Source organism: Corynebacterium anserum, assembly GCF_014262665.1.
Classification (GTDB): domain Bacteria; phylum Actinomycetota; class Actinomycetes; order Mycobacteriales; family Mycobacteriaceae; genus Corynebacterium; species Corynebacterium anserum.
This window is the reverse complement of record NZ_CP046883.1, coordinates 234,425-249,761: the sequence shown is the minus strand read 5'-3', so window position 1 is coordinate 249,761 and position 15,337 is coordinate 234,425. Positions and strand designations below refer to the sequence as shown.

Genomic DNA, 15,337 nt, shown 5'->3' with positions numbered 1-15,337 from the left:
GGTATTGCCCTCAAACATGGCGTCATGTTTCGATAAGTTATCCAAATCTGGAATATCTTACCCATATACGTAGAAGAGGGGAAGAGTTCACCACATGGACCAGAAACACCACATCTCATCACTCGTTTTCCCAGCGATGTTCAGACCACCACTACTCAAGGTAGTGACCAGAGCAACACGAGCCATCAGCGCCACCCTAATCAGCGCAGCGCTGGTCACCAGTCTTGCAGCGTGCACCCACCCCCCAGCTGAACCATATCCACCCGGAAGCACAGCACATCTAAAGATGGCCGATAGTTACGCACTCTCCCATCCGGTAGGCACCGGCGGCACCAAACCTTTTCTCGAGAAGATGAAGAAAAATAAGAGCATCGACATCGAGTACTTCAGCTCTGGGCAACTCGGAAAACAGGCTGATATTCCGTCCATCCTAAGAAGCGGGGTGGTAGATCTTGCCGTCATTTCTCCCTCGTATGTGAGCTCTACATTCCCCTTGAGCTCAATTGGCGATTTACCTGGATACAGCTCGGACGCATGCGTTACCGCTTATGCACTACTTGAGCTGGTAAGACCGGGAGGGCTTCTCTATGAAAAAGAGCTCGCACCCATGAATTTCATGCCATTGTGGACCGGATCAATCCCCGGATACGAAGCAATGACTGATGGCCGCGATCCCTCACGTCCCACCAACTTCCAAGGAACCGTACTTCGCTCAACTGGCGGTGCCTTAGATCGTGTCATTGAAGAGATCGGCGCCGCTGGGGTCAGTATGCCCATCGGCGATATGTATGAAGCGATGTCTCGCGGCACTGTGGAGGGAACTTTAGCGTCGCCGATTTCCATTACTCCCTACGGTTTGGAAGATGTCATTGGAGCTAGCACCTATGGCGCAAATCAAGGGAACTTCACCTTCTTCTATGGCATCAACATAAATACTTGGAATTCCCTCAACGAAGAGCAAAAGAAGACTCTCACCGATGCCGCTCATCAGTCGCAGGAATCCGTGTGCCACACACTGAACTCCGCTCGGCAATCTTCCATCGAGGAAATGAAAGAAGCGGGGGTGACGTTCTACGACGTTACTGAGCATGCCAAGGAATGGGCAGCTACTGCCAAGCCTGTACGAGATCAGTGGATAAAAGACGCAGAAGATTCTGGACACCCTGCTCAACAAGTAGTGGATGCCTTTGAACAGGCGTTGAAACACAACGAATTCCGCGCTGCCCACTCCACCGAAATATCCGGTAGAGGAACCTCACCGCACCATTCCACCGCAAAATCTGACAAGAAGTCTGACGACCCCCAAGACTCCAAGAAGAAGGAGGTTAAGAACTAATGCCTGCGAAGACTTTCGTGCATCCAGATCACCATGGCACTGCTGAACGCAGTCGATTTGGCTATCACACCACCGATCATCCGTTTTTGGACAAAATTCAAAACATGGTGTCCGCGCTCGCAGCGTGGATAGCAGGCGCAGCGATTATTGGCTTAACCACAATCACTCTCGTTGAAATAGCTATGCGCGAATTTTTTGGTTCGCCGCTGGGCTGGAACATTTCTCTCACTGAGAAGTACATGCTGCCCCTTATCGCCTTCTTCGGTTTGGTCACTGCTTATCGAACGGGATCACATATTGCTGTGCAATCTTTGTTCGGAATCTTCCCTAAACGCGTTCAGAAAATCATCCTCATTGCCATCCATCTCATTGTTTTTATTTCCTTAACATTCATGATTCTAGGGGGATGGAACGAGACAGTCATGGCCCACAGCATGGGGCATGCGACGTTGCCCGGGATGGCTGACCTTCCCACACCTGACTGGACCTATCGGGCTATAGTTCCCGTTGCGGCACTGATGTGCGCAATCATCGCAGCCATTGACCTTTTCCGCGAACTTATAACTCCTTGGCATCGCCCATTCACCGATTACGATCCAGGCGAGGAAGAGGTCTAAGCAATGCTTGCTCTATTAATTATTTCACTTCTTATTGGGCTAATTATCCTGCGTACTCCGGTAAGCTTTGCCATTTTCGGCTCTGCAATAGTGGGGCTCATATTTCTTGAAGGTCCTGAACTTGCAGTAGCCACCATGGAGACCTCTCCTTTTGCTGCAGTTCGTTCTAATTCTCTTTCCGCCGTACCGTTGTTTGTCTTGATGGCCCAGCTGATGTTGATGTCCGGCCTTTTGGACTCTCTATTCGACGCTGCTCGTTCCGTGATTGGGCGCATCCCCGGCGGCACCGCAATTGCTTCAGTAGGAGCGGGAACTGCCTTCGCCGCTGTGTCAGGCTCGTCCACCGCTGCGGCAGCAACGCTGGCTCAGACTTCCTCCACCAGGATGATCCGCGAAGGTTACCATAAGAAAACTGCAACTGGCTTGGTAGCAGTGGTCGGAACTCTGGCTGCAATGATTCCGCCATCGATCATTCTGGTGTTTTATGCAATCACAGCTGAAGCGCCCGTTGGCGATGTTCTCATTGCTGGCTTCTTCCCAGGTCTTCTGGTTGCTCTCAGCCTGATTGTGGTGATGTACCTCGGTTTTCTGCGCGACCGGCAATCGGCACCAAAAGGGGAGTCCTACTCTTGGAAGCAGAAAGCCACCTATATCGCGCAGTCTTCCCCTCTACTACTGATCTTCATTGCGGTGATTGGCTCCATATTCTTCGGCATTGCGACACCAACCGAAGCTGCGGCCCTAGGAGTTTTAGCTGCAGTCATCCTGGTTATAGCCAGAGGGAAATGGAACACCAAGCAAATTGGTCAGGCTATCTTGGATACTGTTAAGACCACGGGAATGATTTTTGCGATAGTCATGTCCGCACATGTTTTGGGTCATTTTTTAACCGAAACCCGCGTCACACCGACTCTCGTGAGCGCAATAGGTGGATCATCACTCAATCCGTTCGTCATCATGCTGCTAATTGCTGCGGTCTACGTGGTACTGGGTTTCTTTATGGACCAGATAGCCATCATTGCCCTCACCGTTCCCGTTACGCTACCGATCGTCGAATCTCTGGGCTACGACCCTGTTTGGTTCGGCATATTCATCGTGCTACTTGCAGAAACTGGAATGGTTACGCCGCCAATGGGGCTGAATGTGTTCGTGGTCTCCAAAGCAGTGCGCATTAACCCCATCGTTGTATTCAGGGGCTCCTTCCCTTACGTCCTGGCTATGTTGGTCATTGCACTTGCTTTTCTCATATGGCCTGAATTGGTTCTCTGGGTTCCTGCAATGGGGAAACAATAAGAATCATCACTCTCTCACCAGTCGCTCCCATTAATTGAGTTCATCTCACCCCATTCGCCTTCCCATTCTTATCAAGCAACAGACCCTGCCCATGTCCTAGCCGAGCCACGGAGCGCGTTCGTTTATCAGTTCTCTATCCACCAGCTCTCTCCCTCTGTCAGCGATTCCACTTCTTTCTATGACGGCGAAGCACCTCGATGATTGTCTCAGAGTCTTTCTCAATTTCTTCCGGCGATGCAATCACCGATACCGAGGCCACTACCGTTCCCTGCTTCTCTACCGCTACAGCCACACCGTCGGCGCCGTTCAAAGCAACCCCCGGCGCGATACATTCACCCGTTTCTTTCATGTGCGGGTACCACCGCTGAAACTTATTTATTGTTTCTTGTGAGCTCTTCGACGCAGCCAGGATTCCCCAGACCTGGTCGTCCCCTAATCCTGACAAAATTGCCCAACCTGCGGAAGTTTCCAAGGGCGGACGCTGTAGGCGATTTTGAGCAAGATACTCGAATTTCGGGTCGGAGCACGCGTAGTCAAGGTAGTAGACGTTGTCGCCAACTAGCGCTGCCAGCACAACGATGTATCCGGTTTCTTCGACGATTGCCTCCAGCATCTCATGCGTTACTTGATCCACTGGGCGACTTCCCGCCAGGGTGCTCAGTAGATACGGAGCCAACCCCATACGGAAGGCCTTGTTTGTTTCTTCGAGATACCCCGCCGCAACTAACCCATTAACCAGAGACTGCGTGGAACTGACGGGCGCACCAATCGCTTTGGCGATATCGGTCAGCCCTTGCGGCTGGGGGCTACGGGCCACGTGCTCAAGAATGTCTGCTATGCGGTCAACGGTTCGATGACGCGGGCGCCCCGTATTCGCTTCCTCTGGGAAGGGAAAGCGGTGAACTACCAATTCATCTGATGAAGCATGCTGTGGCGACATCTCGGGGACACCTTTCTGTATCTCTTCTACCTATCTCGACGACATAGGACATCACAGAACAATTCGAATGCCGACTTATCTTTTCTTAAGAACCCTTTGCATTCAAAATAATCTAAGCTACACTCAAGAATACACAAATCAGTACTTTATTACGTATTTATGTAAGGAGTTGACATGCCTAGCTCCCCACTGGATCTCACGAACTTCTCCTCCCTCCTCACAGAGGAGGAACGCATGCTCCAAGAAGCTATGTCGGACTTCGCTACTCAAACCCTGAAACCTCACATTCAAGATTGGTTCGATAGCGCTACCCTCCCGGCCAAAGAACTCGGCCCACAATTTGGCCAACTCGGTGCCCTAGGAATGCACCTCGAAGGTTACGGATGCCCCGGTGCGTCTGCCGTGGCATACGGACTTGCCTGCATGGAAATCGAGGCAGTCGATTCCGGTTTGCGTTCCTTCGTTTCAGTACAGGGCTCCCTGGCAATGTTCGCCATCCATCACTGGGGTTCTGACGAGCAGAAGGAAAAATACCTGCCAAAAATGGCAGCTGGCGAATATCTAGGCTGCTTTGGTCTCACTGAACCGGATGCTGGATCCGACCCAGCGTCCATGAAGACACGCGCTGTGAAAGACGGAGATGAGTGGATCCTCAATGGCACAAAAATGTGGATCACCAACTCCCCCGTTGCTGACGTCGCTGTGGTGTGGGCACGCACAGAAGACGGCTACGCAGGATTCATCCTTGAGCCAGATATGGAAGGGTTCTCTGCACCTGAAATCCACAAGAAACTATCCTTGCGCGCATCCATCACCGGTGAAATCGTCCTCGATAACTGTCGCGTACCGGACTCCCACCGACTACCGAAAGTGAACTCCCTACGTGGTCCGCTGACCTGCCTCAACGAGGCTCGCTATGGCATCATCTGGGGAGCGCTGGGAGCAGCCCGTGACTGCTTGGTCACCACCATTGACTACACCCAGACCCGTGAAGTTTTCGGGAAGTCTCTTTCCAACTTCCAGCTAACGCAGGCAAAACTGGCCAACATGGCCGTCGAGCTCAACAAGTCTACTCTTCTTGCCCTCCAGCTGGGACGGTTGAAAGACAAAGGAGAACTGGCTCCTCACCAAGTATCCGTAGGCAAACTCAATTCCACGCGCATAGCTCTCGACATCGCTCGTGAGTGCCGCACTCTCCTGGGAGCATCCGGCATCACCCTCGAATACTCTCCACTGCGCCATGCCAACAATCTCGAGTCAGTCTTGACCTATGAAGGCACAGCTGAAATGCATCAGCTCATCATCGGCCAAGCACTTACCGGCACATCCGCTTTCCGCTAAGCCAAGACAGCCCTCGCCTCCCCTTCGAGGAAGAACCGCACCCCACACAACCGCCCCCAACGCAGGCCACTCCACTTCCAACCAATTCCCTACAAAGAAAGGTAACCATGGGTCCCCTCGACGGTCTCGTCATAGCAGACTTCTCCCGAGTTCTCGCCGGCCCCTACGCCACCATGATGCTGGCAGATATGGGCGCACACGTGATAAAGATCGAGCGACCTGGGATTGGTGATGACACTCGCTCCTGGGGGCCTCCTTTTAATGAACAGGGTCTGTCCACGTACTTTGCTGGCGTCAATAGAAATAAAAAGACGGTGGAGATCGACCTCTCCACAGACGAAGGCCGCGAACAGGCACGGCACATCGCCCTCACCGCAGACATTCTGGTGGAAAACTTCCGCCCCGGGACTATGCAGCGGATGGGACTGGACTATAAGTCTCTCTCCAAGGACAACAAAGGGTTGATCTACGCTTCCCTATCGGGCTTCGGCTCCGGCGAAGGTGCAGACATCGGCGGCTATGACCTCATGGTTCAAGCTGTAGGTGGACTCATGTCCATCAACGGTGAAAAAGATCATCCAGTCAAGGTGGGCGTGGCGCTCGTCGACGTACTCACTGGGCTACACATGGGGATGGGAATCCTTGCAGCACTGAACGCTCGTCACGCTACTGGTAAAGGGCAGCTCATTGAAATTAATCTGCTCCACACATTGCTCTCTTCATTAGCCAACCAGTCCTCGGCTTACGTGGGTGCCGGTGTGATAGGCACAGCGATGGGCAATACTCATCCTTCCATTGCCCCCTACCAGGTTTTCTCTACTAAACATGGAGATCTCGCTATCGCGGCAGGTAATGATTCTCTGTTTCGCCGTACGTGTGATGTTCTCCGTATGCCCGAGCTTGTCACTGACGAACGTTTCCTCACTAACTCGGATCGGGTGGCTCACCGAGAGGAACTCGCCGCCATTATCGAAGACGCACTGCAAGAGAAAACCGCGCACGAATGGTTTGAGGATCTCCGAAGAGCCGGCATCCCCGCCGGCCCAGTTAACGACATCCAGCAGGCGTTTCAGTTTGCGGAATCACTTGGTTTAGACCCCATCGTGGAGATCAACGGAATGCGCAGCGTGCGTAACCCCATCAATTTCTCTGACACCCCCGTGGAATATCACACGGCGCCGCAGAAGTTGAGCAACCAGTCCTTTCAATAATCTCCAATAATCGCATGGAGCATCTCACTAGCTTTGGACGCTCATCGCACGAGAGCATTAGTGGTCATCGCACTAGCTCTCATAGGAATCCCAATAGCCACCGGCTATGAAAAGTAATTCTTTAAGAATCTTTTCTCAGTCCGGCGTGCCTTATCCACCCTGTGTGTCACAATGAACGCATGTCGATCCACCACGCCATTGATGCTGCCCGTGCCCATCGCGAGGAAATCATCTTCGGCGCACTAACAGGCCTCTTGAGCTGCCCAAATGCCCCTCTGAATGTTCCACTACCACGCATCGCCGGATCATCCGGACCAGATCTGGCCACACACTTCGGTGAAACCATTCCACAGGATGCGCCCACGCTCCTCCATCTCCTCGACCGATGTGAACGCGGAGTAGAAGAATCCGGTGAATTCGACTACCCCACCGGTTCTTTACTCGTTCAGTTGGGGTCTTCTTTTCGACGTCACGGCCTTGGCGCGACGCACTATGCTTCTTTATCTGAGGCGATACTTGCCAGCATTGATCGGCACATACCGGATGCGGACGGGGTGGCGTCGCTAAAAGATGCGGTGGAACTAGCCTGTAGCCTTCTGGCGCATGGTGCGGCCGAGGCAACGGAGAATGAAATTGGGGCGAAGGCTCGAGGGGAAGAGATTAACCCACCAACGGCTCGCGCGAAGGTTGTTGATGTGGAGCTGCGCAACCCAACGATGAAGGTAGTGCGCATGCACATGGATCCGCCTTTAAGGTACGCGGTGGGCGAGGCTTTGCTGGCTCGCACGCCCTACACGCCGATGGTATGGCGCCCGGTGTATGCTGCTCTTCCCGCTAATCCGGATGGGCTTATTGAAATCCACGTGTCCTGCGGTGCAGGCAAGACACAGCACGGTGACCACCTCTCCAATGATTTTTTGCGCACTGTAGTTAGCCACGCGCAAATCGGCGACACGTGGGTATTGTCTCCTGAACCACGTGACGAGGATGGACGCCCCTATGGCCTCCATCTAGACGACTCTCAGTTCTCTGCCGAGACTAACCGTCCGATCCTCATGATCGCCGAATCTGTGGGGTTGGCTCCTGTTCGCGCAGCGATTTTGCAACAGGTCATGGGAGGAGTGATAGGTGCCACCCCGGACGCTGCACCTGAGGATGTCCGCCCCAACGGCACGGCACCCACCATGCGTAATGTTCAGCTTTTTTGGGGAGCACACAACCCGGGCGAGCTCTATGAACTGGAGGGCATGATGGGACTGAAGAATGCCTTTGACTGGTTGCGTGTGGTTCCCGTCGCTAATCAACTACACACTCCAGAGGACTCTCGGCCTCTCCCCCAGTATGAGGTCGGCTCCGGCAATCCTGAGGGTTCCCTCTCCGCTGATGACCCGGAACATGCGGGGCACGCCACGTTGGACAGCAGCGTAGAGGAACATCCCTCGGACGAAGTAACGCGACAGATTGTGCAGGGCGATGTGGTGGACGTGGCTTTGCGGCAGGCTCGCAAGATTGAGGAAAAAACGGTAATCATCGCCGGCTCTCCTGAAATGATTAGCCGGGCTTCCCGGGAATTGGTGGAGCGGCATAACCTGGCGCCACAGCAGATCATCGAATTACCCCTACGCTTTATGTAACCACGTCTGAGCCTAATCTGGCCGCGTCATGTGGCCACACCTGGGCAGGATGTAACCACATTGCGTAGCCACATCCGAACCTGAGGTGGCTACGCCAGGTGACTTTTATACTCACTCGCCGGGGATTTAATGACCACCGGCCATCACGACAGCAGTGGAGGATAGTTCACGCTCCACCTTGTGCCCTTCTAGAACAGGAAGGCCTTTGCGCACTTTGTCCACGTGGTTTGGATCGATGTCCACGGTGAGCACCTGCGCCATGTAGCCGGTTTCCGCCAGCTTTGAACCATTGGGGCCGATAACCACAGAGTGGCCAATGCCGGTCGGACCATCGGGCTGGCCGTAACGGTCAGGAGACCCTGGGCGTGCCTGGCCAGCTGCCACAAGATAGCAGGTGGAGTCCAGCGCCCGAGCCGCGGTGAGCACACGCCACTGTTCGAGCTTCCCTGGACCATCCGCCCAACTGGTCGGCACGACAATGACCTTCGCTTCCGCATTCGCCAAGTCGATAAAATGCCCCGGGAAACGGATGTCGTAGCAGGTCGCTAGCCCCACCGTGACACCTCGAACTTCGAATGTGACGCGGCGGTCACCTGGCTTGACGGTGTCAGATTCGTGGTAACCAAAAGCATCGTAGGTATGGATCTTGTTGTAGTGAGTCACCACATCCGGGCCTGCGACAAGCAGCGTGTTGTAAACACGATGAATTCTGTTCGTCTCTCCAGCGCCCTCTGGTTGTTCTTCGACAATGTCTCCCGCTGGGTTGCGGTACACCACATCTGCTGGGGTGAACATGCCCACCACGGCTGTAATATCGTGCTTTCGCGCGGTATCCATCACCGCGGTAGCAAACGGCCCGTCGAGAGGCTGGGCGACCTGGTCTAGACGGCCATTATCGAAGGGGAACATGGCTGCCTCTGGGAAAACTACGAGGTCAGCGTTATTCGCCGCAGCCGCCGCAATATATTTGCGGATGAGTGCGAGGTTTTCCTCCACGTCTGGCTGGGCGCTCATCTGTATCACCGCAATACGCATGCGTTCCAGCCTAGCTACGTTTATCCTCGCTCGCCCACTGTCTATCTCAGCTCTTGTGGATAACTGTACTTTTCCACAGACAGCTCCGTCTGTTTCATTTCTTTTTCTGGACGCCAACCTTAAGCTCGGCACAACTGCCTCAACCTTAAGAGGGGAAGATTAAGAGGGGGAAGGAAGGGACGGGCAATGGCACCGAAGGATGTAGAAGTAGTGCAATATGCGAACCAAACTGGGAAAACAACACAGAATACTGACCCAACACGGTCAATAATTTGGCACTCCACACTCACGCAGCTTGGCCACGTCCGTTTGGAGCCTGCCCTTGTCCAAACACGAGCTAATCAACTGCACCTACTGCCACAGCAGCTTCTCCAAGCTCTTCAGCACATTCTTGCGGTAAACATGCCCACGCTTCCTGGTGGAAAAGTCACCACCGCTTTTATCCAAGCCTCCCACTCAATATCCATGGCGTGCACAGCACAAGCACAAGCCTTCGAAACGACACTCGCGGGCATTGATGCGTTCCTGCACGCGAGCTCCGAACAAGAATCCCTGAATGCTCAGGCTTTATCTCCTCCTATCTCGTCCTCCACCCCAGCTCAAACAGGAGGACGACCATGAGTACATCCACCTTGACGCCAATAGGAGGACAACCATGGGCACATCCACCTCGGCGCCAATAGGAGGACAACCATGAGTACATCAGTATTCGATATTGAACACGCACCTGTCGAGCAGGCCGCAGTTGCGGCTGACGAGTGGAGCGGCGTCGGAAAGCAAGTGAGGACCCATGCACAACGTGCCCGCACAAACGCACGGTGGACGGAAGACAAGCAGTGGGAAGGTGCCGCTGCCGATGCAGCCTCACACAGGGTGGATGCCACCATAAACCAGGCGGATGCCATGGGGTTATCCATTCAAGGTATGGGCCTTACCGTTGGACTGTACATCCGGATTCTCGAGGTGGCGCGGGCTGCGGTATCCGCTGCTACGCACGCAGCTCGAGCAGCGCACATGTCGATAGAACCTACAGGCCTCGTCAAGCCACGAATAGCAGCCGGAACCGGGGTGGCAGAAACCGCAGCTATGGCGTTATCAGCAGTATTGAAAACTGCCATAGCGATGGTCGACGCGTTGGACACGCACACAAGTACTGTCCTGCACGCCATGAGCTCGACGGTGGGCGATGCTGCAGAATCATCATCGGCATACCGCCATGGAGAGCATCTACCGGCGAGGAGCCCGACACATGCTGATGCAGTTCGCCCCACGGCTGAGGAGCCTCAAGGCCTCACAAGCGGCATTCACAACAGCACGCCTCACGGCAAAGATCTCAGCGACGTGCACATCCAGAAGTTAGACACACCCGGTGGCCCCGTATATATCGCAGGGGATGTTGATACGGCAGAAACCATCACCACGTTCGTGTCTGGAGTAGGTTCCAGCACAAGTGGGTCACAGCATGTTATGAGTACTTGGGCAGCCGAGCAGGTCGCCGAAGCCAAAGCCCAGGGCAAAAACACGGCGGTGATTGCCTGGCATGGCTACTCAGCACCAGACAATGTGGCAGCAGCAATAAGCACAGAACCTGCACGCCAAGGTGCTCAGAATCTGCGCGTATTCCAGCGACAATTGCGAGAGAAAAATCCCCACGCCACGCTACATGTCACGGGCTTCAGCTATGGGTCAGTAGTTGTCGGTGAGGCAGCTACATCCGATGGTCCTGGGTTAGAGGCCAATTCCATAGACTTCGTGGGCAGCCCAGGTGTAGGTGCTCGGCACACGCAAGACCTCACTCTGCTCAATCGAGGAAAAGCGCTTGGGGATCCGGATATACGCAGCCATCATGTGCCAGGGGATCTGATTCAACTGACCACTGAGGCACAGTACGGCGTCCACGGCCCGGATCCCTCATCACCACGCTTTGGTGCGAGGAATTCGCCGGAATCTTGGTCGAGTTATCACTGGCGGAGGTTTCTAGACTTCTACATCCTCAGCCGTGGAGATACAAACACTCATAGTTCATACCCGTGGGATCCCAGCCTCCACCTCGCTCATTAAGCTCCGTTGCACTCATGACGGCAAAGAGAAGCAACCAAACCCACCCCAAAAACCACATGGAACCCCACAAAACCGCATAAAGGTAGAACTCCGCAAACAGAATTGACTAATCTACTGTTCGTGAAAACCGCAAATAATGGGGATTCCCCAATAACCCCGCACAGTGACAACCCACGCGATCCGCGTTCTTCCTATCATCCCACTCCCGGCACATCCGAGGTTCTCGTCATCGATGACCCTCGCACGGTGCGCATGTCCACGCTCGTCAGTTTGATCGTCGGTTCCTGTGTAGGCGCGGGAATCTTCGCATTGCCCCAGAACGTAGCCTCCGTTGCCTCTCCTGGCGCTGCCATGATCGGCTGGATCATCACAGGTCTAGGCATGCTCTGTGTCGCCTATGTCTTCCAGGCACTTGCAGTACGCAAACCCTACTTGGATTCCGGTGTGTATTCCTATGTCCGCGCTGGACTGGGCGACTTCGTAGGCTTCGTAGCCGCATGGGGCTACTGGCTAGGGACAATCATTGCGCAGGTTGGCTACGCCACATTGTTCTTCAGCTCCCTCGGCTTTTTCGTCCCGTTGTTTAACGGCGACAAACCGCTGGTTCAAGCATTCGCCGTTTCCGCACTCACTTGGGCTATTTTCCTCGTCCTGTCCCGGGGTGTACGCCAGGCTGCGATTCTCAACGTGGTTGCAACCATCGCCAAGTTGCTCCCAATCGCTGCCTTCCTCATCCTCGTGGCTTTCGTCGGCTTTAATCCGGAAGTCTTCACCGCTGACTTCTGGGGCCACGCCGCCACTTTTGGCGAGAACCACGACGAAGCCGCCACCCTGATGGACCAAGTCAAAGGCATGATGCTGTTCACAGTGTGGGCATTCATCGGCATCGAAGGGGCGTCTACCTATTCGAAGCGCGCTCGCCACCGTCGAGATATTTCCCTCGCCACCCTCATTGGATATATCGTCGTTTTCTTCCTGCTAACATCCGTTTCTTTCCTGTCCTACGGTGTTGTCCCCCGGGAAGAATTAGCTGCCATGGGCGATAACGCCATGGCAGGGGTTCTTGAGGCGTCCGTTGGCACATGGGGAGCCGGGCTGATTTCCGTTGGATTATGCATTTCCGTGCTGGGCGCCTACGTCTCTTGGCAAATGCTATGCGCTGAACCGATCACCCTGATGGCTCAAGACGGGTTGCTCCCCAAGGCGATGGGCAAAACGAATGACATGGGAGCACCAGTTGTCTCCCAGTTCTTTTCTGCAATCGTTATCCAGGCGTTCATTATTGTCTTCTATCTCAACGAGTCCACCTACACCACGATGGTTCAGCTGGCTACATCCTTGTACCTGCTGCCCTACGTCTTTTCTGCGCTGTACCTGTTGTTCCTCACAACTCGCGGCGAAGGCATCTCTCACCCCGATGCAGGCCGTAAATTCGACCTTTCGGGTCCCAACGTCACTTCTCGAACCAACACCATGCATCTGGTACTCGGCGCTGTGGCCTTCATCTATTCCCTGTGGTTGCTCTACGCAGCTGAACTGCAGTTCGTTCTCTTGGGCATGTTGCTGGTCCTGCCGGGCATGATCATCTACATTGCCACCCGCATTAAAGCCGGTGGCCGTATCTTCAACCTTTTCGAGTGGTTTATCGCCGCGCTCGTCACCGTAGCCGCGTTGTACACACTGTGGGGAATCGTAACCGGCAACATCAGTCTGTAATGCTAGAGTGCTCCAGCAATGCTGGGGCCTCCTGTAATACTAGAGTACTCCTACAGTACTGGGGCCTCCTGTAATGCTGGAGTGCGCCTACAGTACTGGGGCCTCCTGTAATGCTGGAGTGCTCCAGCAATGCTGGGGTGCTGAGACCTCGTCTGAGCACTGGGACATCCCCGCGGGAGCGCTGAGCATCGCCGTCACAGGAACCACCCGTCCTCACCTCACGACGAGCGGCTAGCGGTTGCGTTTGCGTCGGGGCTCCCACATCACCACGGCCGTGGAGCGCGGAACGTGGACGATCTCTCCACGGGAACGCTGCCCCGCACCGCCCTGTTCAGCGCGACGCAACTGTTCCTGCATCTCAGCCATCCTATGGCGCAGCGCAGCGTTTTCCTGCTCCAGATCCGTGATGCGGTTTTGCTGCTCAATAATGGTTTTGATGCCTGCCAGGTTCACGCCTTCTTCATGCGAGAGCCGCTGAATCTCCTGCAGGGCCTCTATGTCAGCGCGGGAATAGCGCCGGCCACCTCCGCGCGTACGTTGCGGACTTACCAATCCCATGCGGTCATACGTGCGGAGTGTCTGGGCGTGCATGCCTGTGATTTCAGCGGCTACGGAAATCACAAAAACCTCGTGTTTGCCCTGCTTATCCTGCTTGCCTTGGGACTTGTCAGACATGAGTCAATTCACCTCTTACTTACCTTCCCAATTGGCTCGTGGATCAAACCCGCTGCGCTTCTCCTCTTCGGAGTACTTGCGCAAAGCACTCATCGCACCCTCGTCAAGGTTCTTCGGCACCTCCACCTTGACGGTAACCAACAGGTCGCCGCTGGCACCGTTACGCTTATGGACGCCACGCCCTCTCACCCGGAGAGTGGTGCCATCCGCTGTACCTTGCGGGATGCGCACGCGCACTTTGGAATCCAATGTCGGCACCGTCACTGCGCCGCCCAGTACGAGTTCGGAAAAGCTTACGGGGACAGTGAGCTTCAGGTCATCTCCGCTGCGGCTGAACACCTTGTCTTCTTTAACGTGAACCGTAACGAACAGGTCCCCTGCTGGCTTGCCGCGTTCGCCAGCGGCTCCTTGACCTGCGAGGCGCACCTTCTGGCCATCCACCACGCCGGCGGGCACACGCACAGATATCGTGCGCGCCCGGTTCACGCGGCCGTCACCACTGCAGTCGCTGCATGGATCGTTGATGATGCTGCCCTTACCGGCGCAATCGCTGCATGGGCGCGAAAATCCGAACGCTCCACGGTTTTCATTGACGATGCCCTCGCCGTGGCACTTTCCACAGTCCTGAGGGCTTGATCCTGACTTTGCCCCTGACCCGTGGCAGCTAGAGCACGGGGATGGGCTGGTCAAGCGGATAGGTACGGTCACGCCTTTGGTTGCTTCGCGGAATTCGAGGGTGATCTCCGTTTCCACGTCAGCGCCCCGGTTTCGCCTCTTCGCACCACCAGGACGCGACCCGGCCGCTGTGGCTCCACCGAAGTTGCCGCCGAAGCCCGTCCCTGCAGCTCCGAAGACATCTCCAAACAAGTCAGACATGGTAAATCCACCGTCGCCGAAGCTCGCGCTGAAACCTGAGCTGCCAGCGCCGCGGCCGGTGCCGAAACCACCGAAGCCTCCACCACCTGGGCTAAATCCGCCGTTCATACCTCCTGGCATGCCAAAACCACCAGAAGCGATGAGGCGCTTCAGCTCGTCGTATTCCTTACGCTTGTCTTTATCACCGATCACCGAGTACGCCTCGGATGCTTTCTTGAAGCGCTCCTCGGCAGCCGTGTCTCCGGGTTTCTTATCCGGGTGGTCCTCACGGGCGATCTTGCGATACGCCTTTTTAATCTCGTCCGCGCTAGCGGAATCGGACACACCCAGGTCTCGGTAGTAGTCCTTGTCGGCCCACTCCTGATGTGCCATGGGGTATCTCCTTTGCTTCTGCTTGGTCTCAGCTATGATGCATCACGCGGTCTACGCGTTGTATCACTCACGCCTTATAGGAAGACGCTCAATATTCTTGAGTCTACCGCGCTTAACTTTAGGGTTCTAATTCTCCCAACGCGCAGCTCCACCCACTCATTCCCATTTTTTGCACCGAGTTTTGATAAATTCCAGCAAATCTACAGGGGCTTCATCCCATGCGCCCGGCG

At 55.0% G+C, this 15,337-nt stretch carries 13 protein-coding genes; 9 read left to right on the top strand and 4 right to left on the bottom strand.

Annotation, left to right across the window (positions count from 1 at the left end; genetic code table 11):
- The first annotated feature begins 286 nt into the window (after nt 1-286).
- Genes GP473_RS00935 through GP473_RS00925 form a run of 3 tightly spaced genes read left to right on the top strand, consistent with a single transcriptional unit; the run spans nt 287 to nt 3,246 of the window.
- Nucleotides 287-1,336 (top strand): TRAP transporter substrate-binding protein, encoded by a 1,050-nt coding sequence (locus tag GP473_RS00935; RefSeq protein WP_246394815.1) that lies wholly within the window; start codon nt 287-289, stop codon nt 1,334-1,336.
- Complete coding sequence (locus GP473_RS00930; RefSeq protein ID WP_185769584.1) at nt 1,336-1,953, top strand: TRAP transporter small permease; 618 nt, start codon at nt 1,336-1,338, stop codon at nt 1,951-1,953. Before GP473_RS00935 ends, GP473_RS00930 begins: the two co-directional genes overlap by 1 nt.
- A 3-nt stretch (nt 1,954-1,956) precedes the next feature.
- Nucleotides 1,957-3,246, top strand: coding sequence for a TRAP transporter large permease (locus GP473_RS00925; RefSeq protein ID WP_185769585.1), 1,290 nt, complete (start codon nt 1,957-1,959; stop codon nt 3,244-3,246).
- 157 nt (nt 3,247-3,403) lie between these two features.
- On the opposite strand, the gene GP473_RS00920 is transcribed toward GP473_RS00925, so the two are convergent.
- Complete coding sequence (locus tag GP473_RS00920; RefSeq protein ID WP_185769586.1) at nt 3,404-4,186, bottom strand: IclR family transcriptional regulator; 783 nt, start codon at nt 4,184-4,186, stop codon at nt 3,404-3,406.
- Nucleotides 4,187-4,360: 174 nt separating this feature from the next.
- Between GP473_RS00920 and GP473_RS00915 the strand changes: the two genes are divergently transcribed.
- From GP473_RS00915 to GP473_RS00905, 3 genes are all read left to right on the top strand, one after another.
- The gene (locus GP473_RS00915; RefSeq protein WP_185769587.1) at nt 4,361-5,527 is read left to right on the top strand and encodes an acyl-CoA dehydrogenase family protein; all 1,167 of its coding nucleotides are present in this window, start codon (nt 4,361-4,363) and stop codon (nt 5,525-5,527) included.
- Between the two features lie 107 nt (nt 5,528-5,634).
- A complete protein-coding gene (locus GP473_RS00910; protein WP_186276976.1) occupies nt 5,635-6,738 on the top strand; it encodes a CaiB/BaiF CoA transferase family protein in 1,104 nt (367 codons plus the stop codon).
- A gap of 179 nt (nt 6,739-6,917) precedes the next feature.
- Nucleotides 6,918-8,372: a ferredoxin reductase domain-containing protein gene (locus tag GP473_RS00905; RefSeq protein WP_185769589.1), complete on the top strand. Its 1,455-nt coding sequence runs from the start codon at nt 6,918-6,920 to the stop codon at nt 8,370-8,372.
- Between the two features lie 126 nt (nt 8,373-8,498).
- Here the strand turns inward: GP473_RS00905 and GP473_RS00900 are convergent, their stop codons facing one another.
- A complete protein-coding gene (locus GP473_RS00900) occupies nt 8,499-9,407 on the bottom strand; it encodes a carbon-nitrogen hydrolase family protein (RefSeq protein WP_185769590.1) in 909 nt (302 codons plus the stop codon).
- Between the two features lie 186 nt (nt 9,408-9,593).
- On the opposite strand from GP473_RS00900, the gene GP473_RS00895 reads away from it, so the two are divergent.
- From GP473_RS00895 to GP473_RS00885, 3 genes are all read left to right on the top strand, one after another.
- Nucleotides 9,594-10,028, top strand: coding sequence for a hypothetical protein (locus GP473_RS00895; protein ID WP_185769591.1), 435 nt, complete (start codon nt 9,594-9,596; stop codon nt 10,026-10,028).
- 72 nt (nt 10,029-10,100) lie between these two features.
- Nucleotides 10,101-11,468 carry an alpha/beta hydrolase gene (locus tag GP473_RS00890; protein WP_186276975.1) on the top strand — a complete coding sequence of 456 codons (1,368 nt, stop codon included), beginning with the start codon at nt 10,101-10,103 and terminating at the stop codon, nt 11,466-11,468.
- A gap of 246 nt (nt 11,469-11,714) precedes the next feature.
- Complete coding sequence (locus tag GP473_RS00885; protein ID WP_390625300.1) at nt 11,715-13,184, top strand: amino acid permease; 1,470 nt, start codon at nt 11,715-11,717, stop codon at nt 13,182-13,184.
- A gap of 231 nt (nt 13,185-13,415) precedes the next feature.
- Here the strand turns inward: GP473_RS00885 and GP473_RS00880 are convergent, their stop codons facing one another.
- Together GP473_RS00880 and dnaJ are read right to left on the bottom strand one after the other, a co-directional pair.
- The gene (locus tag GP473_RS00880; protein ID WP_186276974.1) at nt 13,416-13,859 is read right to left on the bottom strand and encodes a heat shock protein transcriptional repressor HspR; all 444 of its coding nucleotides are present in this window, start codon (nt 13,857-13,859) and stop codon (nt 13,416-13,418) included.
- Nucleotides 13,860-13,874: 15 nt separating this feature from the next.
- Nucleotides 13,875-15,107, bottom strand: coding sequence for a molecular chaperone DnaJ (dnaJ, locus tag GP473_RS00875; RefSeq protein WP_185769594.1), 1,233 nt, complete (start codon nt 15,105-15,107; stop codon nt 13,875-13,877).
- Between the last annotated feature and the right edge of the window lie 230 nt (nt 15,108-15,337).